This is a genomic window from Microvenator marinus (genome assembly GCF_007993755.1).
GTDB classification, from domain to species: Bacteria; Myxococcota_A; Bradymonadia; order Bradymonadales; family Bradymonadaceae; genus Allomicrovenator; species Allomicrovenator marinus.
Window position 1 is genome coordinate 395,864 of sequence record NZ_CP042467.1, and the last position, 20,432, is coordinate 416,295.

Genomic DNA, 20,432 nt, shown 5'->3' on the forward strand with positions numbered 1-20,432 from the left:
ATGAAACTCGCCCGAGTCTTGGAACCCGTAGTTTCAACTGTGAAGCATCCAGCCTACGAAGGCCTGACGCTTTATTGTGTGGCGGAGCTCGATGATAAGCTCGAAGAAACAGGCAAGGAACTCGTGGTAGTCGACCGCGTGCAGGCGGGGCCGGGTGATGTTGTTTTGGTGATGCAAGAGGGCAATGGTGTGCGGCAACTCTTCAAGCAAGAGCGCTTTCCTATTCGCTCCATCATCGTTGGAATTGTGGATACGGTGGACAAATAGATGCCAGGTGTAAGGGATTCTAGAGAGTCGATTCTCCATTATTCGCAACTGATTTATCAGAAGGGGTGGGTGGCCAATCACGAAGGCAACCTGACGTGCAGGCTTGGAACCGAGCGGTTTCTCAGCACGCCCACTGCCTTTTCAAAGGCGGATATCGCCGAGCGCGACCTGATTGAGATCGACCGCGACCGTACCGTTCTACGCGGATTTCGAAGACCTTTCTCTGAGTTCCAGCTCCATCGAGCCATTTACGATACGCGTCCCGACGTCAACGCGGTCATCCACGCACATCCACTCAATGCGACCGCGTTCTCGGTTCTTGGCCGCGGTTTAGACCGAGCGATCATTGCGGAGTCGGTGGTCAGCATTGGCCCAGGTATTCCGTGTGTACCGTTCGCGATGCCCGGTAGCGCAGAAGAGCGAGACATCGTCTCTCGTTTTGCCACGCGTTACGATGTCCTGATCTTGGGGAACCACGGGGTAATTGCGTTTGGAGACGACCTTGAACAGGCCTTTTTGAGGCTCGAATATTGCGAGCACCTAGCTCAGATCGAACGGATGGCCATGAGTATGGGCAGCGTTCGCTATCTTGGCTGGCGCGATGTGGAAGTCCTCTTAGACCGAAGAAAGGCTGCAGGACTAGGCCCTGAGGCTCGTGGAATGAGTCGTGAAGAGGCCTACGGACTTGCGAGGAAGTACTACGAGTTGTGAAACTTCTGCTCGTTTCAGTTTTGCTCCTCTTGTCGTACTCGTGTTCCGATCCCGAGACGAATCCAACAAATCCAGCATTTCGACTTTGTGAAGTTAGCGAAGACTGCCGCGTTTCGGAGGTTTGTATCGTAGGGCGGTGTGTGCTCCAGAGCATAGACCCGGAAACTGACATGGGTGCGCCGGATCTCTCTCAGGACATCGGTGTCGACCTTCCTGAAGATATGGCGCCGTTGGATACGGACTCAGACGGCGTTCTGGATGGGGACGATAACTGCCCCGAAGTCTCAAATCCTTCCCAACTCGATACAGACTTGGATGGTGTCGGAGACGCTTGTGATAACTGCCCCGACATCGCAAATGCTAGCCAGACTGACAGGGATTTGGACCAGATCGGGGACGCCTGTGACGAGTGCCCGTCGATTCCAGGTAGCGGGAATGAATGCAACGACACAACGCGCGATTCCGACGGGGATGGAATTCCAGATGTGAGGGATGTTTGTCCGGTGGACTTTGATCCCCTGCAAATCGATACCGATGGCGACGGAGTAGGGGACCTTTGTGATAATTGTCCCTCTGCTTCCAACGCAAGTCAGGTGGACCGCAACCAGAACGGAAGGGGGGACCACTGTGAGCGCCGTGAGGGGCTTCCCGTTGCGTCCCCGCTATTGGACAGCGATTCAGACGGATGGATCGATGCGATTGACCCATGCCCAGGAACTCCACAGGACACCCTGGTGGACTCGGATGGAGATGGCCTTGGAGACGCTTGCGACCCTTGTCCGACCATTTCCGGTGACGCAAACGGTGCCTGTGCCTTCCAAGGCGATGCTGATGGGGATGGTGTTCCGAATGCCGTGGATAACTGTCCTGCCGTGTTTAATCCCGGGCAGCTTGACTGGGATGGTGACAAGATTGGAGACCTGTGTTCGGAGGCTGCCTGGAGATTGGATCGCGATGGAGATGGCACCATCGATATGTTGGACAATTGTCCGTTTGTAGCGAATCAGTCTCAATTGGACGATGATTTTGATGGGGTTGGCAATGCGTGTGAGTACCCGAACGAAGATGTAGACGGTGATGGAATTTCAAACTCAGTGGATAACTGTCCGTGGCGACAAAATCCGATGCAAGAAGACTTGGATGGCGACGGTTTGGGTGATATCTGCGATCCCTGCCCATTCCATAGTGTTGTGACTGAGCCCAGTGCCGGCCTCCCGGCCGCTTGTGCACTGGACTTCGATAACGATCTCGTGCCGGACTCCGTGGATAATTGCCGCTTTGTGCCGAACTCTGACCAGGTAGACTCTGATGCAGACGGAATCGGTGACGCGTGCGCGACCTCGGATGACACCATCAAAGGTGGGGATGAAGACAATGATGGCGTGTTGGATGCTGACGATAATTGTGTGCGTGTTTCAAATCCTGAGCAGCTAGACTCGGACTCAGACGGGGTAGGAGATGCGTGTGATGTGTGTCCGGGCTTGGTCGATCCGTGGAATCTTTTATCCGCAAGCGGCGGCATCTGTGCATTTGATCTAGATGGCGATGGAATTCCTGACTCGCGAGACAATTGTCCTGATGTCCACAACCCCTATCAGTCCGATCTAGACGGCGATGGAACCGGTGATTTTTGTGATCCGTGTCCCATGGTCGCTGACGCATTGAGGGCAACGCCTGACGATGATAGTGCATGTCGCGCGGATTTTGACGGAGATGGTGTTTCGGACGCCACCGACAATTGTCCAACGGCGCCAAATCCGGACCAGAGAGATTCCAACCTGAATGGTATTGGAGATCGATGCGAGAATGACCGGGATGGTGATGGCGTCTTGGACGTGTTTGACAATTGTCCGGGAACGCCCAATCCCGACCAGCTCGATTCCGATTCAGATGGTGTTGGAGACGTGTGTTCTCGGGACCGAGATCGAGATGGAATCGACGACCGATTGGATCCGTGCCCAGACCTTCATCTTCTTTTCGGATGTGACACTTAGAGAGGTTTTAGGACGTAAGTCTTTTCACCAAAGTCTAGAACGTAGCCACGCTCGTCTTGGTCGAGATACTGCATGACCGTGTTGTACGCGCTTCGAAGGAAACGGGCACGATAGCCATTGGGTAGATCGATATAGAGCCGGTCGGGTTCCTCGAAGACAAGGCCTGCGGCGTCTAGTTCGAGCCTTGTTTCTCCTAAGAGATCCAACTCCAACATGTTGCCATCCACCGAAACTCGCTCAACAAAGAAGCCTACGTCTTCGACTTCGATTGGGTAAGTGTAGGGCGCCATATGGATGACCCACGTGCCGCCTTGCGTACGGTCGATATGGCGGTGAAACGCCTTAGCCACGTTTCGGTTTTCAATGGGCGATCCCTCGTGGGTCCACCTTCCGTTGGCATGCAACGTAATGTTCTCAAGTTTTGCGCCCTTTCTCAGAAAGTTCTTTACGACTTCCGGGAGGGTTTCATCGATCTCTTTCAATGTTCTGCCTCGCGTAGACCATCCCCGTGCAAGGCAAATATCGCTGGCGTCAATGGCGCATTTGCGGATTCGTAGACGGAAAGTGCGGCTGCTTTGAGGGCGTCGATCGAGCTCTCGTCCTTGATGAAAAGGAAGTGGTCCGTAGAAGGGATCGCGATGCGGAAGCTATCCGACGTGTCTCCGAAGAACGCATCCTGAAACACGATTCCTCGCGCAGAGTCTAAGCCATCGCCGGCACGGAGCGAAAACACCTGGCCATCAAAATGATTCCATTCAAGTCCACGCGTGCGATGAAAGAGCATGCTCCGGGCGGCGGCCTCTACTCGCCCAAGCTTGACCCCCCACTTCTGAAATTGTTGAAGTGGTAGAACCCTGCGCCCGCGGTCGGTCTCTATCACAAAGACAAAGGCCAGACGATCGGTTGAGGTCACAGTGAGTGCCTCCTCACCGGCATGTTTAAAGGCATCTACAAATCCCTGATGTTCGAGAACGGGGAAGAGAACGCCAGCGGCTTGTTCGAAAGAGTACTTTCGCGCTGGACTTCGCGCAGGCTCGCTCACCAACGAACGTATTCCTCGTGCGAAAGCTCGTTGGTAGACGGGGCCCTTCGCCTCAAATCCATCAGGTAGACTGAAGTTGATCTTGTTTTCGTTGAGGCCTTCGCCAAAAGAAGCGTTCCAGGTCCCCTCAAATGCCTCGTAACGGATTTTGTGGCTTTCTAGATACTCGAAGATAGATGTGGTCATAGAAACTCTCCTTGGTGCCTACGATGCTTCAATGCGGAGATTAGTCTCAGATTTAGTGGGAAATTCCGGCTGGGTCCAAGCATCCGACGTAAGTTCAATCCCCGTACTGGAAAGGGAGAGAATCCCTGAAAAGAACGGAAGGTCAGCGCGACGCCAGATGCTCAGTGCTTCGGTCATCATCTCCAGCTTTAGGTCTTCCCGCTGAGGATCGCTAGGCTCGGCCACGAGTAATGTGTCCCATGATGGAACGGCAGCCCAGCCAGCCTCACGAGAGGCGTCGAAGTCAAAATCCGGAAGCAAAAGTAAGCGTGAGGCACCGATTCCGTCCGAACTCTGGTACTCGCGGATTCGTCCGTGGCGAGTCTTATGAACTTTGGGTCGCGGTCGATAGGAGCCCGGCTCATGGAAGAGTGCGGAGCGTGAAATTTCCTCTAGTTTGCCCGGTTTGTAGTGTCGTCCTGCCTGAGAGTCGGTAATTGCATGGATACGCTTCCCGATATCGCGCAGATAGATCACCTTGGCGTGTGGGAGAATTGAATCTGTAGAAAAGAGCGACTGCCCGGAAATGCGTTCGCAAACATCGATAGCGAGGCGGCTCGCAAGCCGAGGCAGCCTTTCGCCGAATGGGCTAGCCGCGAGATTCTTGTTGGTGCCGGGAACAGGTTTTGCGGGGGGCTCGTCCTCAGGAAATTCTTCGGAACTTAAGAGGTCTATGCCGAGTCTGATTCCCAGCAAATGATTCCATGCTACCCATCGACGAAGAGGCGTATCCGTAGGAAGAACGCGGTCGAGATGGACGTGTCGATTATTTCGAGTGACCTTTTGAGACTCGGGGGAGTGCAGGATTTCCAGTGAAAATCGGGATGCAATTTTTTCAAACCAATACACGGCGAAACACTTCCTCCTTCCAATGAACGAAGGTGTCTTCGAAGCCATCATAGATATGCGTTTCGATGGAGACGAGCTCACGGTCTTCGATCTCGAAAATATTAAACGAGCCAGCAAACTCAGGCAGAGAGTTCGCGCGGTTCGAGGTGCTACCTGCTTCACAGATATAGAGATCTCCAGACCCGTTTAGGTGCGGAAGTTTATTCACAGAGAAGTGATGGTTGTGTCCATGAATGGCGAGGTCGACCTGATGTTCTCGGAGAATCTTTAAAACATCAGTGGCATTTACGAGGTGCCTCGATTCCTGGACTTTGGCGTATTGGAACGGCAGCAATGGATGATGGATCATAAAGACTTTGAAACAGTCTTTAAGTTTCGGGTCGCTCAAGAGCGCGTCCAGCGCGCGCAGCTCATTCTCCGCAACTTTACCCCATGCCATCAATGGAGGCGTAGGCACACCAGAATTGATTCCGATGATGGCTACGTCCTCGCGGAAATGAACGAAGGGATATCCCGTCGATTCCTGATAGGCCGGGAGATCTGAGTGTAGATACGGCTGGAAGTGCTGCTCAAAACGCCGTTCTCGAGCCGCACCGCGGGTGTAATAGTCGTGATTGCCAGGAACTACGGACACCCTCGTTTCCGCATCAGGAATTTCAGCGACTAGCTTGCTTGCAGCCCTGAATTCACTGGGCAAAGCGAGATTGGTCATATCTCCTGAGATGCAGATATGGTCGACGTCCAACTCGGAAAGACGAGCAAGCGCGTGCCTTGCGACCTCAACCGAATGTGCATCTGCCCGGTGCCGCAGCAAATTGATGCCGCCGACCAATCGCTTCGAAGCAAAATCCAACGGATTGACATCTTCGAGGTGAAGAACATGAAGGTCAGAAATGTGTCCGATTCGCATGACTACTGGATCGTAATGGGAAGCGAGATGATGTTGTTGGTCAAGTTTGCATCTTGAAGCACGTCCGCGGGGTCCACGTTGATGTGTAGATAGCGTGTACCTGCCGTAGCCCCCGATGGCACGTTGACGCGAACGTCAACTGGGGTAGTGGATGTCGCTGGAACATCAGCCGAGTTGAAGTCTCCGAGGACATCATCGTTCGCGGGGTCGGGAGTTGAACTCAACCCAAAGCTCACACGGTAGGGTGGGGCGGTCGCATCTAGAACGCCGAGATTTCTCAGGTCAAAGCCGAGTCGAACTTCCTCGCCTGGGACATACGAACCGGGCCCAATCACAGGGTTTTCAGGGCGCAAGTCCACGCCTGAGAGGCCGCTCGCCTCCACCCGATACGTCACATTTCGCTGTGCCCCACTTACAGTGACCTGAACGAAGTATCTTCCGCTCGTTGGAGGCAAGTAGTCTAGCTCTGCCCGCGGAACGCCGGGAGCTGTTTCAATGTTGGGCCCGGGTGTTCGATTCGGAAGGAAGACTTGGAGTCGAAGAGTTCCCTGCTGGCCAGCTGGGTCAAACTCACCACTCAAGTTGACCTCTTGGCCCGAGGTTAGGTCCACAAAATAGTAGTCCACATCGGTGGTCGGACAACGGTCCATCGCGAACGTCTGCCCTTGAGCAGCTAGGAGTGATGACGCCGTATTGAACGAGTCGTTTGGCTCAAAGCTCGACTGACAAACGAGCGCTGGGTCAACGTCTTCAACGTCGACATCCATGGAATACGTGTTTTCAACGTTCTGCCCCGGCAAGGCGATGACTACCACACGAGCGTAGTAACATTGATTGCCGTTGACATAGCTGACGTCCACTTGCTCCACATCTGCAGCGCTGGCGGACGAGTCGATGAGCTGAAGGTTTTCGTTGAACAATTCGAGATCGATATCGCCGAGCGCGGAATCGAAGGTCGTTGTGATCGTGAAACGTTTGCCCTCGCTCAGGCATAACCGATAGTAATCGGGCGCCGAGGTACAGGCGACGAGATTCGCATACGTTCCATCGGTGACATCACGCGAACCTTGGAAACTATCGTTTGGCTCCAGCGCATCAAAGCACTCGGTGTTCACGTTGAATTCTCGAGAAATGGAGGTGTTATTCGAGATATCTGTTTCGACCAGCTGAGTTCCTGGATCCAGGATGATTCCCAGACGGTAGTCCCCGTCACTAAGTGTAAGTGGGAGTGTCACCGGAAGGGTTTCATCGCGGAAGGTACCTGCGCCGAGACTTGAAATCTGGACGCTCGTCACCGGGATATCGTCCGCATCACCGATGATATCATTTTCGCTCACGACCACTTCTGCATCAAAGGCTCCCGAAGGACTTAAGCCAATATTGTAGATTCGGGCGCTCAAATTGATGGTCGAGCCAATGGTGAAGGTTGCCCCGGATGGAATCGTGATGTCTCGCGCCAATACGTCGATCCCCGGAGATTGAGCAAAGACATCAAGGCTCGTGGAGTAAAGGTTTCTCTGTCCAGCGAGACCACAAACGCTAAACACATAGTCGCCCGCAGCGGGGACGATAAAGCCGGCCACCTCTTGCTCGTTCTCAGCGCTACTTTGATCGATGATTTGCACGCCATCTGGATTGTAGAGCGTGGTTCGGAGGTTTCCGCGCGAAGAATCGAGCGTCGTTCTCAAGATGACGCTGTCGGCAGCATTCAAGGAAACCTTGTAGAAATCGCAAGAGCCGGCTGCACAAATTGCTGCATCGACCGGACCTGTTGTTACAGAAGTCGCGTCGACCACACGATCGTTTGGCTCGAAGCCATCTTCGATACATGCGCAGTATTGACCGGTGTAAGCAATGGATTGAGAGCTGAATCGGTTATTCGTCTCATCCAGCTCAGGGAGCACGGAACCCGTGTCCACTTCCACACCGATTCGGTAGTTTTCGACGAAATTCGCACAACGCGCGTCGAGCTCGACCTCAATGAACTCGCAATCCCCTGGGTTGATATTGGGAACGTTCACCGTGACCAAGGGGTCGAGAGTGAAGTTGACGGTGCTTCCGGAGCTCACCCAAACCTCCATTTGTGTGGCCCCCGAGGAATTGGTTCCGGCAACACAGACCTCGATCTCAGCGGTGTAGGTGTCGCCGTCGAGGATGTCTTCCGGCGTGACGATTGACGCGACGTAGAGGTCGACGTCCGCCTCATCAGTCACCGTGATGGGGCCCGGATTGAGCTGAGCATTGTTACTTCGAAACGGCTCTTGAAGGGCATTTTCCGGGTCACAGACGATGTAGAGATAGTACACGCCGGGATCGTAGAGGCCTGGCACCGTGATGTTGCGCACAAACACTTCCTCGGCTCCGCTCGCGAGGCTTGGTACGTTGATGTTGTCGAGCCTCGGGTCCATAATCGTATTGATTCGCGGTTGAGAGCCCAGATAAATGCCGCAAAAGAACGAGCCTACGTCCTGGGTACCTTCATTTGCGATGGTGGTTTCGACCTGAAGGCTACCGTTCAAGAAGGTGCGGTCAGGGGAAACCGCGAAACTCTTTACAACCAAATCTGGGCCTTCGACCGGCTGGTCCGTAACCACGATCACCGGGCTTACAATGGTGTTGTTCTCAAGATCGGACTCAGACACTACGTCGGTGATCTCCGCTACAACAATCAGGTAGACCTCTTCCTCTTGTCCTGCGTCGGGAATGATGGCCTGGTCCAGAACAATTGCGTCGGGACCAACATCTACGCTTGACTGAGCGGCGAGGTCTTGAGGGTCTGATTCAGAAATCAGGATGTCTTCATCATCGAGCGTGTCGTCGCCAACCGAGAGGTAAGTTCGATGCACTACGTCAAACGCATCAATGTTGGCGGTGTTTCGAAGAGTGAAGCCCCGCGTGACGGTATTGAGCTCTGGAAACGCACGATCTGGAATGACATAGACGTCGCTGACTTCCACATCAGGCGCACTATCTGACGTGTTTTCAATACGAACGATGCCCGCGCTCACGCTCAGATTATTTGCGCGATCCGTGTCGCCGATCACGCGACCCGAGTCGATATGTGCGACAAGGAAGTAGTCTCCGGATGGGATCTCGGGGACGGCGGCGGTAAAACCAACATCACGACCGTCTGCAGGGACCGAAGCAGCGTCAGGGCCAGCGCCCTCAACCCTAAACTCTCCGAACACTTCCAAATCTTCGAGCGTATCTTCGTTTACGTTTCCAGAGGTTGAAAAGTAGACCGTCATATCAAATGGAGGGATGACGTCAGATTGCAACGTATTCGAAAGCTCGGCGGAAACGGTCAACATGCCGCCCGTCTGCACGTTTGCGGGGGCTCCTCGCACACTTTCCACGAGGAGGTCGACCGGGGCGAGCACGCGATACTCAGTGGTTGTACTTCCAACGCGGGCACCGTCGAAAAGCGCGCTCGCCGTAACGCTGTACGTTCCTGGTGAGGTGAAAGAGTGGGTGGGGGCGGCGCTCACACCTTGACCGCTTGTCTGCACGCCGTCTCCAAAATCGAGTTGCCACTCCATATTTTCGGCGTTTGTGTTCTCGCCGGGTACGATCTCGATTTCGAACGTAGTTTCGACGTCCGAATAGCCGAGCTCAGGAGTGATAGCGATAAAGGTGATCTCGGCTGATCCTTCAAAACTCTCGTCGTCGCAGCCTGAGCAAGCGGAGTTCAAGAGAAGGAAAAGAATCAGGAAAGGGCGTAACCAGGTCATTCGTTTTGCTCCAGAATAGTCGAGCGTTCTTACAAGGCGCACATCTTTGCCGAGAGAGCATTGAATTGCAAGGAGCCGTAGTTGCACGCTTGACGAGTTTTTCCTAGTCGAGATAGCCTGTATGCAAGCGTATGACGTCATGCGAAGAAAGTGTAAACGCGCCCGAGAGGCGTGGGTCATCGGTTCAAGGAGGACCTCTTGACAGAGAAGAAACCAGATCTGTCCGATTTGAAAGCCCGTTTGGGACTCAATAAACCCGGTGCTGCACCGCCCCCAGGGGCTACGCCACCCGCAGGCTCGCCAAGTGTCGGTCCTCAAGGCTCAACCTCACCGGCACCGAATGTCACGCCATCTCAAGGTTTGGCTGCCATTCCGGGTGCTCCCCAAGGGCCGAGCAACCAAGTTCCAGTAAGCGGTCTACCGCCCGGACTCGGTGCACCAGGTCAGGCTCAGCCGGCCGCGCCTCCACAGGCACAGGCTCCACCTCAGGCTCAGATGCCGCCGCAGGCGCAGGCGCCTCCTCAAGGTTTCGGGCCACCACCCGGTGCTGCACCTCCTACGGCCGCACCTCGTCCGGCGCCAGCTCCTAAGAAGGCCGCTCCGGTACCGTCCCCGTCCAATCTTTCTGCGGATATCTCAATCGGCAACGATATCGACGCAGCTCCCGTGTTTTCGAAAGGAACACTGGTGCTCTTCGCGATCTGTTTGGTGGTGGGAAGTGTGTTCGGTTACGCTGCGTCCACAACCATGTACACCAACGAAATCAACAGTGCGCGAAGTGACGATGCACAGAAGATCCTCGACGTGGTCAAGCCAAAGGTCGATGCGTTTCGGGAAGCCATTCCTAAGATTTCTTCGCTCAGCGAAACGGCTCCGGATTTTGAGGCCACCAAGGCAATCGGCACAGAGTTCGCTCTTGACGGAAGCCCGCTCGGCGGACCTCGCGTCCTGATTGGCCAAGCAGCCATCGACTCGGTGATGACCTACGCGATCGAGTCTCAAATGCTCGCCGCAATGTTGAAAGAGCATGAGCGTCTTACGAATGCTGACCGCGAGGAGATCGAGCAGTTGGCGAAAGATAATGAGATTTTGGAGAATCAGTTCTTCGGAGTCACATTTGATTACGTACACGCGCTAAAGAACGGTGGTGAGGCCAATTACGTACCCAAGGAAGGCCGTCTCGTAATCGGTCGCGGACCGGTCGAAGGCGACCCATCCAAGGTCAAGATTGAGCTCCCTGGAAGTGGGCAAGAGTCTGAGGTTGCAATCCAGGGGTACATCCCGATTGGTAAGCAGCAAATCATGCGCTCCGCAGGCCAGAATGCTCTGACCCGCTATCAATCACGAGTTCGCCAGATCAAATTCCAATCTCAAAAGATTGAAAAGGCACTCGAAGGCGTTACCGCCTCCCTTCAGGCTGTTGTCGAAGGCGCCTGAGATTCCCCATGAAAACTATCGTTTCCCTTCTTGAAGAAAGGGTGAACGACTCACCCAACGCCGTCGCCCTGTCCTATAAGGGCGAGAGGACGTGGGAGTCGATTTCTTGGGCTACTTGGTGGGAGCGCTCTGAGCGGCTTGCCGCGTATCTGATTCAGGAAGGCCTCAAGCCAGGTGATCGCGTACTCATTCTCTCTCGAACCCGTGTAGAATGGTTGATCGCCGACATTGGAATCATGATGGCCGGCGGGGCAAGCGTGCCGGTTTTCCCAAGCCTTTTGAGCGACGCATGTATTGAGATTGCCCAGGATTCTGGGGTCTCATTTCTGATTCTTGAAGACCGGGCACAGGCTGAAAAGCTTAAAGACCTCGATGCATCGATTCCGAGAATTGGATTCGAGCTAGATGCAACATCAACCACGCTTTCAGCGGCCGAGATGCGAGGACAGGCGGTTCTTTCAGACGAACCCGAAATGGTCTCTTCAAGGCGCAGAAGGCTCAGTGCCTCGGATTTGGCGAGCATTGTTTATACGAGTGGGACAAGTCGACGCCCTCTCGGAGTACCGCTCACCCACGGCAATTTCGCTCATGAGGTTGAGGCTATCTCAAAGCTAGGGATTGCGCGGTCGAACGACGTTCAGCTGCTCTTCCTGCCGCTGGCTCACATCTTCGCGAGGGTGCTCTATCTGTGCAGTATCGGGCTCGGAATGCGTACCGTTGTGGAGGGCGATCCCCAGAAACTGATTCAAACGTGTGTGGAGGCCCGGCCGACTTTTTTCGCAGGGGTGCCACATATCTTTGAGATATTGCGACGTCGCATCAGCACGGAGCTCGAGAAGAGTCCGTTGAGAGGCAAAGTGATGGGGGCCTTGCCGGCCTTTGTGACTTCGAGTTCGATGAATCCCATTCGCGCGAGATTTGGTGGTCGACTTCGGTTCATGATCTCCGGTGGCGCACGTCTGTCTCCGGATACGTCTGAGTATTTTGAGACGTTGGGCATCCCACTTCTTGAGGGTTATGGACTAACCGAAGCAAGTGGCGTGGCGACGGTCAATGTTCCAGATGAACGTAGAATCGGAAGTGTAGGGCGGCCAATTCCAGGAACTCAAGTGGCCATCGAAGAAGACGGAGAAATCCTGGTCCGTGGTCCTTCCTGCATGCATGGCTATTGGGGAGCGGCTGAGGAGATTTCAGTCGTCGATGAGCAGGGCTGGTTGCGAACAGGGGATTTGGGCTTCTATGACCGAGACGGGTTCCTTTTCATCACCGGGCGAAAAAAGGATATTTTGGTCACTTCGGGCGGGAAAAATATCGCGCCGTCTTGGATTGAAGCAGAACTGAAGACGAGAGCAAGCATCGCCGAGGCCATTTTGGTGGGTGACGGATTGCCCTTTATCGGAGCTTTGCTCGTGCCAGATTGGGAGCATCTCGAGTCCGTGTTGAACCGCAAAATCACAGAGGAAGAACGAAGTGGCGCTTTGCCGACGCGAGACGTGTTGTCGGTCGTGGAAAATGACGTGCAGAGCGTGAATGAAGGCCTTCCACCACACGAGCGTGTCAAACGTTTTGTGTTCATCACGGCCCTCGATTTGGCTCTTGATTATACGCCTACGCTAAAGCTCAAAAGAGACCGTGTCGTCGAACTTCATCGACCTCAGATAGATTCACTTTATCGTCGCGAAAGATGACTCTCAAATCAGATCCTCCGGTTTGGGGGATTTGATCGTAACTCGTCGGTTGTGGGCGGAAATGAAATGGGTCGGGTGAGGCTGATGCCCGCTGAACGAACAATTCGCAAAAAATTTGCAAAAGTTTTTTTGACGCGGTCCACGGTGGTTGTACGGTGGATGTAGGTGGAGCGCTGCAAGGCACTCACCTGACCTAACTGCACGAGGGCGCAGTAAGGAATTTGCATCGCAGGACCTGTCACGGATGACTACTGGCACAAGGATGTGCCGCCTGAGATGCCCGCATTCACGAATGGCCAAGGATGGCCTCCAACATGTGCAGGAGCACCAGATGAATGTAGACACGTTGATCCGAAGAAGTCCGAAAGCGAAGCCAATGTTTGGTGGGTTTCGTCGATTCAATCGACACGACCTTAAGACGTCGGTCGTAGTTCAGGACGAAGAGGGCTGGGAGATTCCATTGGATTCTGTGAACTTGAGCCCAACCGGCATGTTCGTTGAGTCCGACTTTCTATTCGAAGTTGGCGACCGCCACATTTTGATTTTTGAGGCGCCTGATAGTGGGGCGTGGATTCGCGTCGAGGCCAAGGTTATCCGAGTGGATAGCGGCGAAGTCGACACTCGCGTAAGCCCTCCAGAATCCATGCCATCGGGTATGGCTTACGAGTTCGAAGCGATTGAGGACGCCTCTTGGAGCGAACTCTGCCGGATTCTCGAGGCGTAATCATGTCCCTTGAGTTTGTGAAGATGCACGGGCTCGGGAATGATTTTGTGCTGGTCCAAGGCAAGCGAAGCGACTTCAGTTTGGAGTGGGTGAAAAGGGTGTGTGAGCCGCATTTCGGTGTGGGTGCCGATGGTGTTCTATTCTACTCGGTCGAAACCCCGCGAATGGAAGTGGTTAATGCCGATGGATCCACGCCAGAGATGTGCGGAAATGGCCTTCGGTGTGTGGCGCGGTGGCTCAACCATCATCACGGCTTACCGGGGACGTTTGTGATTCAGACGGATGCTGGAGCAAAGCTCTGCACCGTTAATCCAGATGGTCAGGTGCGAATCGAGATGGGAGAGGCGAAAATTCGCGAACTAAGAACACACGTGGGCGAAGTGAGTTTGAAGGGGATCTTTGTGGACATGGGGAACCCCCATTTCGTGGTCTTTTCTCCCGATGGCGATCTTGTTGAATTGGGAAAAGCAGTCAATGACGGTCACAAGGACTTTCCCAACGGAGTGAATCTCGAGTTCGTAGATAGCGAGTCTCCGGAACGACTTGTAGTGAGGGTTTGGGAACGCGGGGTTGGGCTTACGCTCGCCTGTGGCACGGGTGCTTGCGCGAGTGCGGCCGCTGCGTGGCATCTGCGAGGGGAATCGACGCCGCTCGAAGTTCAACTTCCCGGTGGAATTCTTCAAATTGAACACTCAGAAGGGCAAGTCCTGATGACAGGTCCCACACAGATAGTGTACACGGGGGCGCTTTCGGCGTCTTTCAACGAGGAAGTAGAGGAGTAGAAATGACACGGTTGTATCCATGGATGGTAGTGTTTGGCGGCCTCGTTAGCGGGTGTAGTGGAGATGTCATCATGGCCGGGAACTTGGCCGTAGCTGCGGTACCTTGTGTGCTCGTGGTCTTGACGATGAATCTGAAGCGGATTCGTTAATGGAGAGTTTCAGCAAAGTTTTTGAAGGGGCCAGCCTTAAAGATGCAATTGAGGTCGTTGGGCCGAAGGCACACGAGGCGAGACGCGCAGACTTCAAAACGTTCTGCGAAGTTGGGCTGATCATCTGCTTCAAAATGCTGGACACCAAAGAGGTTTGGACTATCGAGTTCGACTCCAAACGGTATTCGTTTGAGCGTGGCGAGGCCGTGGACTTTCCGCTGGTGACCATTGAGGGAAAGGCCGCCAATTGGCCTATCTTTCGCGCACACCTCTTGGAGTTGGCGGATCTTCTCGAAGGGCAGAAGGAGCGAGCCAAAGGGCGCAAATGGACGCGCGCTCTACATGATGTTTTCGAGTCTTTCGACGGCAGCATCGACCTGAGCTTTGTGGACGACACCTATCCGCATCCCATCGATATTCGAATCATTTTGAACAATTATGAAGATTCGTTTTTCGACAAGTTCTCAGCTACCATTCCAGTAGCGTTACTTTTCGACGTGGCCCGGGGACAGGTTTCACCACGCAGCGCCGCAAAGACGCTGAAGATCGGTGGTTCTCTAGGTTTTGCGATTGAGCTCGGCGGCTTCTTCGCCACGCATTTCGAAAAAACCTGATCGATTCAAGTGCACACTTGCGCGCTGGGTTCTCGCTCGTTACAAGTCAGGACGCTGGCGAATCCCCTGAGTGCATATGTTCATTCCTCCTAAAGATATTGGTTGGGTCGAAGTCATCTGTGGCCCCATGTTTTCGGGCAAGACCGAAGAATTGATTCGACGAATCCGCCGCGCAAGCTTTGCAAAACAACGGGTTCAAGTCTTCAAGCCCAAGATCGATGATCGCTACGACGCGAACGCGATCGTGAGCCACAATCAAGAGAGAGTAGAGGGGATTCCCGTTTCCGATCTCAAAGAGATGCGGCAAAAGCTCGATCCTCATGTCGAAGTTGTTGGAATCGACGAAATTCAATTCTTCGACCAAGGTGTCGTGGATTTCTGCGACGAACTCGCCAACAAGGGTTGCAGGGTCATCGTTGCAGGTCTCGATCTCGACTACTTGGGAGAACCCTTTGGTCCTCTTCCGAGGTTGATCTGTCAGGCCGAGTATGTCAGCAAACTACTCGCGATCTGTGTGCGATGCGGAAATCCTGCCCACCACAGTTACAGACTTTCTACGGACCCGCAGCAAGTCCTTGTGGGTAGCACGGATCAATACGAAGCCATTTGCCGTCGATGTTTTAAAGTAGGCCAAGACTAGGAGCTGCAATGATCGAGCGAGACGATTTGGACGTTCTTCTTTCAACAGAAGAAATCAACACACGCACCAAGGAACTTGCTGCGCTGATTACCGAAGAGTTCAAAGCGGATAACGACCTTCACGTCATCTGCGTATTGAAGGGAAGCTTTCTTTTCTTTGCCGACCTGGTTCGCGAGATTGAGCTCGACCTCACAGTCGACTTTCTCGGACTCTCGAGCTACGGCGACAGCACTGAATCAAGCGGTGTTGTTCGGCTCACACAAGACCTCTCAAAACCCATCAAGGGTCGAAACGTCCTCATTGTAGAGGATATCATCGACACCGGCTTAACCATGAAATACCTGGTTGAGAACTTGAGCACGCGCGGTCCAAAGTGCGTCAAAGTGTGTACACTTTTGCACAAGCCTGACAATCGAACTGTGGAAGTACAGATGGATTATATCGGATTCGAAATTCCCAACGAGTTCGTGATCGGCTACGGATTGGATTACGCAGAGAAATTTAGAAATCTCCCGTTCATTGGTGTGGTTCGCAAACGGGGCTAAACCTTCAAGGAGAAAGAATGAAACGCAAAATTATTGGTGCTTCGATTTGCCTGGCAGCTATTGCCTTTAGTGGATGTGAGGCTCCGAACTGGGAGGACCCAGCATACGTCTCGAAACAATTGACTGAAGGCGACTCGGCTCAACAGGCCCTTGCCATGGAGCGCATTTCACAGATGCCCGAAGACAAGCAGAAGGAGATGACTCCTGCGCTTGCCGCCGTATATATGCAAGGTGGTGGAAGCCAAAAAGACGCGATGCAGTACCTTGTACAGTTCCGCGATGCGCGCGCCAAAGATGCCTATCTGGCCGAGCTCAAGTCGAACTCTGCCGGTTACGCGGCAGCAGCAGCTACAGCGCTAGGTGAACTCAAGCTCGAGGAAACCATTGCGCCGATGCTAGAAGTCTTGGCGTCTACGGACAAGAATGACACCAAGCTCGGCATTGTTCAGGCCTTTGCGTTCATGCCGTCTCCACAACTTGTGGCCCCCCTCACAGAGCTATTGAAGCTGGATGTGGATAATAATCCCATCGCGCTCCACTCGTACTCATGCGACGTTATCGGAGAGATCGCGCTCGCGCATCCTGACGCGATCACCGATGAGGTGGTTAAACAGGTCACGCTTGCGATGTTCTACGGCAACAGAGCCGGGCAGACGGTGGACCGTGAGTGCGGACTCGCCGTGCAGAAAATGGGGTCAAAGGCGACGCCAGAGCTCTTGAAGATCTTCAGATTGGAGAGGGAGGATGTTCAAGCGCTGATGATGAAGTACGACTCCACGGATTCGCCATTCCCTCAGAATCATCCGAAGCTTATCGCTTCAAAGCGTCTCGCAAGTCTGCACGCAAAGGAAGCGGCTGAGCCCATGATTGCGGACCTCAAAGGTGTCAAAGAAGCACCTAAGACATTGGCTGGTCAACAGGCGGTCAACTGGCGCCTAAAGGAGGGGCAGACCACCAGCGAAATCATGTACGCCCTTGGAGATATTGGAGATCCGGCGGCCGTTGAAGTTCTTAGTGATGTTGTGACCAACAAGATTGCGGAGAACTGGGACGATATCACCGATGGTCTTATCGAACTCCAACTTCGTCAGGATGCTGCTTCAGCTCTTAATCGCATTGGGGACCGGAAGGCATTGGCTCCTCTCTTGGAGATGGCCGAGAAAGGCGTGGTTCTGGACTTTGAGCGACGTGCAGCCATGTTGGAGAAGGGTGGCAACCCGGTTAAAGAGATTGAGCGATATCAGTTCAATTGGATGGTGGCTGCAGAATACGCGTACCTTGCGACATCTGCGGAAAAGCCAGCATTCGAGAAACTGGTGGAGACCACCAAAGGAAAGTACCCAGAGCTTGGTGCAAAGATGGGCAGCTATCTTGTGGCATTTGATGTGCACGCCGAGTGCTCCGCAAAAGGAGATGAGGCAGCGCAGGCAAAATGCTATGGATCCAAGGTCAATGATGAAAACGAGATCATCCGGGCCAAAGCAGCTTGGGAGTTGAGCCGGCTTAGCGGTGATGCAGCGAGAGCCGAGCTGGTGACGGCCCTTGGTACAACGCATCTCAACACACGCGAGATTCTGACGTTCGCTGGTTACCGAAATCCCGGCAAGGAATTGGTTGGCAAGCTCGATGAGCTTATCAAGGCACATGAGGGCGCAAACGCTGTTGAAAAGCGCCTCGATAGCCTGAGACTCCAGCTGCTTCGTGGTTGGTTGTTGGCCAACGGCCACAAATAGTCTTCTATTCGTTTTGACTCTTGCTCTCGCTACCGTAAACTAGCCGCAACGGAGAAGTTTATGAGTGTAGCTAGAGGCACCATCGAGTTGTTTCAGGGGAACGAGACTGTTCGTCGTCTTACCAGCGCCGCCCTCAAGCGCGCCGGCTTTGACGTGCGTTCCGAGACGAATTCCTCAACGGCCGACCTGCTTATTATCGATGTAAGTTCAGGCAAGGAGCTTCCGACGGAGCTTCGCGAAAAGTATGCCGAAGCTGAGAAGCCAATTTTGTTCTGTGGGGTTCGCGGAGATCGCGAGGACTACCTGGAAGAAACGTGGATCGACCGGCCGTACGCTCAAAACACCATCATCTCGATGTGCGCGAAACTTGTGGGCCCTGCCGATCTACCTGGGAAATTGGTTGCTGACGACGACCCGATCACGAGAGAGATGCAATACGAAGAGGCCATCGAACTTGAAGCCCAGCTTGGGCTTAACAGCGGTGCACTCGCCGATCCTCCTCCCATGGACATTGTGGATGATGCAGAAGATGACGTGTTGAGTCTGGACGAACACGGCAGCTCCATCATTGCGGTCGAAGAACTTTCAAGCCTGGTGGCTGGTGGGAAGCTCATGGGGGCGGTGAAGAAACGCGCTGTAGACTCCCAAGAGTTGAGCATCGTCGAAGACGTGCCGTTGAAACTGAGCGTGCGCAATCCAACGTTCAATCAGACCATGCCGGATTCCCCGATGGCGCTCGGAAACGACACACTCGAGACCGGAACTCAGACGGCGCCGAGCATTGTCCCACCGCCACCTGATGACGTGATCTCTGGGGCTGCAACTGAGGTTGGTCAACAGGTCAAATCAGTTGCCAAGATGTTGGCTGAGTCGTGGAATCGAATTGCCGGATCTGCTCGAGTTGAGGACCGCGCGGATCATATCGAGCGCGTGTTGATGGCCATGATCCAACAGGGGACGCGTGGAGCCGCAAGCGAACTACGACGCATTCCTGGAATCACGGGCTTCGCGGGCGACCTGCAGGTCTTGGGTGTCATCGACCTTTTGCGCACCATTCGAGACAGGCGCATGAGGGGGCGACTCGAACTCTCGGTGAACGACGGCACGTACGTACTCTATCTTGAAGGTGGAGAGTTGGCCGACGTGGAAACACTCTCGGGGTCTATGGATTTGCTCCTTTTGGACACCTTGAGGGGCATGGGTAAACTCGATGAGCCTGTGCATTCCGAACTCTCACAAGCTTACGCCACGGGCGCGTTCCTTGAACCCGTAGAGCTTAAACTTCGAAGGGATGGCCTCGTTGACGAGATGACCTTGCGCGACGCGAGGACCAATCGAGTCAAAGCTACGTTCGCGTATCTTTGCGGCGTGCGACGTGGCGAATTCGCGTTTCTTCCCGTGCAACCGAACGACGGACTGCCGTGGCCTCCGCGTGGGCTGAGGCTTTCGGTCGACGCGCTCTTGCTCGAGATCTTGCGCGAAAGCAGCCTCGATACCGGTGACTCACAAGCAACAGCGCGCACCAGACTTGTGCTCGACGCGGCGAGAACGTCTACGATTCACCCGTCAATGCTGACCGAAGAAGAGATCGCGGTTTTGAAGTACTTCAGGGACGGCGAGACCGTCGGAAACGTTCTAGAACAACTCTCGTTGGTTGAAGTGGATAAGATCGTTCATCGTTTGAAGTCGATGGAACTCCTAAAGCGTTCCAATCCATTCATTCAAACACCTGATCTGGAAGTCGCTGACTCCACAGTCGTTAGCCGGGTTTCGGACTCTATCTCGCGACATGAGAGAAAGTCGGAGAAACGTGATGACCAAACAACACACCTAAAGGAGTCGTTTGCCATCGGCCCAGAAGTCGTGGACGAGTCGTTTGAAGATCTCGAGGATGCTCAGACAGACATTGTGAAGGGTGAAGGGGAGTGAGCGCTTGACGCTTACTTGTAATGAACGTTACTCTTCCACTGTGAAACAACTCTTAATTTCATTGATTTTGTCGGGCGCTTTGGTCGGATGTGCCTCAGAGGATCCTTGGTCAGACCCGGGTCCCAAGGGCGCATTCGAGGCCTACCTCATGGACATGTTCCGAGGTGACGTTGACCTCGCGTATCAACGGATACTTCCGGAGGACCGCGCGGTGCTCGCCAAGGCGCTTGAAGGCCTAGATTTGCCTGAAGAGGAAGCCCTTCAAGAGCACGAAGCCCTTGTGGTTGCGGGTGCTGATACGCCTTATGATGTTCGCAAAATTGAACACGACCCCATCGACGCTGAGCCTAAAGCGGGCCAGAGCATCGTGATGAAGTTGGAGTACCATGACGGGCGCAATGGCGAAGTCGTGATGGTGTGGCAGGATGGCCGCTGGTTTGTAGATCTCCCCCTCTAGGTTAG

General features: G+C 54.0%; 19 protein-coding genes. 14 read left to right on the top strand and 5 right to left on the bottom strand.

The genetic code is table 11. The annotated features are described in order from the left end of the window. The 3 genes from FRD01_RS01655 to FRD01_RS24810 are packed head-to-tail and all read left to right on the top strand — an operon-like array spanning position 1 to position 2,972. Complete coding sequence (locus FRD01_RS01655) at positions 1-267, top strand: EutN/CcmL family microcompartment protein (RefSeq protein ID WP_146957032.1); 267 nt, start codon at positions 1-3, stop codon at positions 265-267. Next, positions 268-978: a class II aldolase/adducin family protein gene (locus tag FRD01_RS01660; RefSeq protein ID WP_146957034.1), complete on the top strand. Its 711-nt coding sequence runs from the start codon at positions 268-270 to the stop codon at positions 976-978. Then, the gene (locus FRD01_RS24810) at positions 975-2,972 is read left to right on the top strand and encodes a thrombospondin type 3 repeat-containing protein (protein ID WP_146957036.1); all 1,998 of its coding nucleotides are present in this window, start codon (positions 975-977) and stop codon (positions 2,970-2,972) included. The genes FRD01_RS01660 and FRD01_RS24810 overlap by 4 nt, the downstream gene beginning before the upstream one ends. On the opposite strand, the gene FRD01_RS01670 is transcribed toward FRD01_RS24810, so the two are convergent. The 5 genes from FRD01_RS01670 to FRD01_RS01690 are packed head-to-tail and all read right to left on the bottom strand — an operon-like array spanning position 2,969 to position 9,729. Continuing rightward, positions 2,969-3,454 (bottom strand): DUF1285 domain-containing protein, encoded by a 486-nt coding sequence (locus FRD01_RS01670; protein WP_249755922.1) that lies wholly within the window; start codon positions 3,452-3,454, stop codon positions 2,969-2,971. The two genes, FRD01_RS24810 and FRD01_RS01670, sit on opposite strands and share 4 nt — an antisense overlap. Next, on the bottom strand, positions 3,451-4,200 hold the full coding sequence (locus FRD01_RS01675; RefSeq protein WP_146957040.1) for a hypothetical protein: 750 nt from the start codon (positions 4,198-4,200) through the stop codon (positions 3,451-3,453). Before FRD01_RS01675 ends, FRD01_RS01670 begins: the two co-directional genes overlap by 4 nt. A gap of 18 nt (positions 4,201-4,218) precedes the next feature. Beyond that, a complete protein-coding gene (locus FRD01_RS01680) occupies positions 4,219-5,088 on the bottom strand; it encodes a hypothetical protein (protein WP_146957042.1) in 870 nt (289 codons plus the stop codon). Next, positions 5,075-5,998 carry a metallophosphoesterase family protein gene (locus FRD01_RS01685; protein ID WP_146957044.1) on the bottom strand — a complete coding sequence of 308 codons (924 nt, stop codon included), beginning with the start codon at positions 5,996-5,998 and terminating at the stop codon, positions 5,075-5,077. The genes FRD01_RS01680 and FRD01_RS01685 overlap by 14 nt, the downstream gene beginning before the upstream one ends. A 2-nt stretch (positions 5,999-6,000) precedes the next feature. Beyond that, on the bottom strand, positions 6,001-9,729 hold the full coding sequence (locus FRD01_RS01690; RefSeq protein WP_249755923.1) for a CARDB domain-containing protein: 3,729 nt from the start codon (positions 9,727-9,729) through the stop codon (positions 6,001-6,003). Positions 9,730-9,927: 198 nt separating this feature from the next. On the opposite strand from FRD01_RS01690, the gene FRD01_RS01695 reads away from it, so the two are divergent. The 11 genes from FRD01_RS01695 to FRD01_RS01740 all read left to right on the top strand — a co-directional run bounded on the left by FRD01_RS01695 (position 9,928) and on the right by FRD01_RS01740 (position 20,427). Further along, complete coding sequence (locus tag FRD01_RS01695) at positions 9,928-11,166, top strand: hypothetical protein (RefSeq protein WP_146957047.1); 1,239 nt, start codon at positions 9,928-9,930, stop codon at positions 11,164-11,166. 8 nt (positions 11,167-11,174) lie between these two features. Beyond that, positions 11,175-12,854, top strand: coding sequence for an AMP-dependent synthetase/ligase (locus FRD01_RS01700; RefSeq protein ID WP_146957049.1), 1,680 nt, complete (start codon positions 11,175-11,177; stop codon positions 12,852-12,854). A gap of 331 nt (positions 12,855-13,185) precedes the next feature. Then, on the top strand, positions 13,186-13,578 hold the full coding sequence (locus tag FRD01_RS01705) for a PilZ domain-containing protein (protein WP_249755924.1): 393 nt from the start codon (positions 13,186-13,188) through the stop codon (positions 13,576-13,578). A gap of 2 nt (positions 13,579-13,580) precedes the next feature. Beyond that, positions 13,581-14,360, top strand: a complete 780-nt coding sequence (gene dapF, locus FRD01_RS01710) for a diaminopimelate epimerase (protein ID WP_146957053.1) — start codon at positions 13,581-13,583, stop codon at positions 14,358-14,360. A gap of 2 nt (positions 14,361-14,362) precedes the next feature. After that, complete coding sequence (locus FRD01_RS24100) at positions 14,363-14,509, top strand: hypothetical protein (protein WP_249755925.1); 147 nt, start codon at positions 14,363-14,365, stop codon at positions 14,507-14,509. Further along, the gene (locus tag FRD01_RS01715) at positions 14,509-15,123 is read left to right on the top strand and encodes a hypothetical protein (RefSeq protein WP_146957055.1); all 615 of its coding nucleotides are present in this window, start codon (positions 14,509-14,511) and stop codon (positions 15,121-15,123) included. The genes FRD01_RS24100 and FRD01_RS01715 overlap by 1 nt, the downstream gene beginning before the upstream one ends. Positions 15,124-15,199: 76 nt before the next feature. Further along, a complete protein-coding gene (locus tag FRD01_RS01720; protein ID WP_146957056.1) occupies positions 15,200-15,763 on the top strand; it encodes a thymidine kinase in 564 nt (187 codons plus the stop codon). An 8-nt stretch (positions 15,764-15,771) separates the two neighbouring features. Next, the gene (gene hpt, locus FRD01_RS01725) at positions 15,772-16,308 is read left to right on the top strand and encodes a hypoxanthine phosphoribosyltransferase (RefSeq protein WP_146957058.1); all 537 of its coding nucleotides are present in this window, start codon (positions 15,772-15,774) and stop codon (positions 16,306-16,308) included. A gap of 17 nt (positions 16,309-16,325) precedes the next feature. Continuing rightward, positions 16,326-18,041, top strand: a complete 1,716-nt coding sequence (locus FRD01_RS01730) for a HEAT repeat domain-containing protein (protein ID WP_146957060.1) — start codon at positions 16,326-16,328, stop codon at positions 18,039-18,041. Positions 18,042-18,101: 60 nt separating this feature from the next. After that, complete coding sequence (locus tag FRD01_RS01735; RefSeq protein WP_146957062.1) at positions 18,102-19,970, top strand: DUF4388 domain-containing protein; 1,869 nt, start codon at positions 18,102-18,104, stop codon at positions 19,968-19,970. A gap of 40 nt (positions 19,971-20,010) precedes the next feature. Further along, positions 20,011-20,427: a hypothetical protein gene (locus FRD01_RS01740; protein ID WP_146957064.1), complete on the top strand. Its 417-nt coding sequence runs from the start codon at positions 20,011-20,013 to the stop codon at positions 20,425-20,427. Positions 20,428-20,432 lie beyond the last annotated feature (5 nt).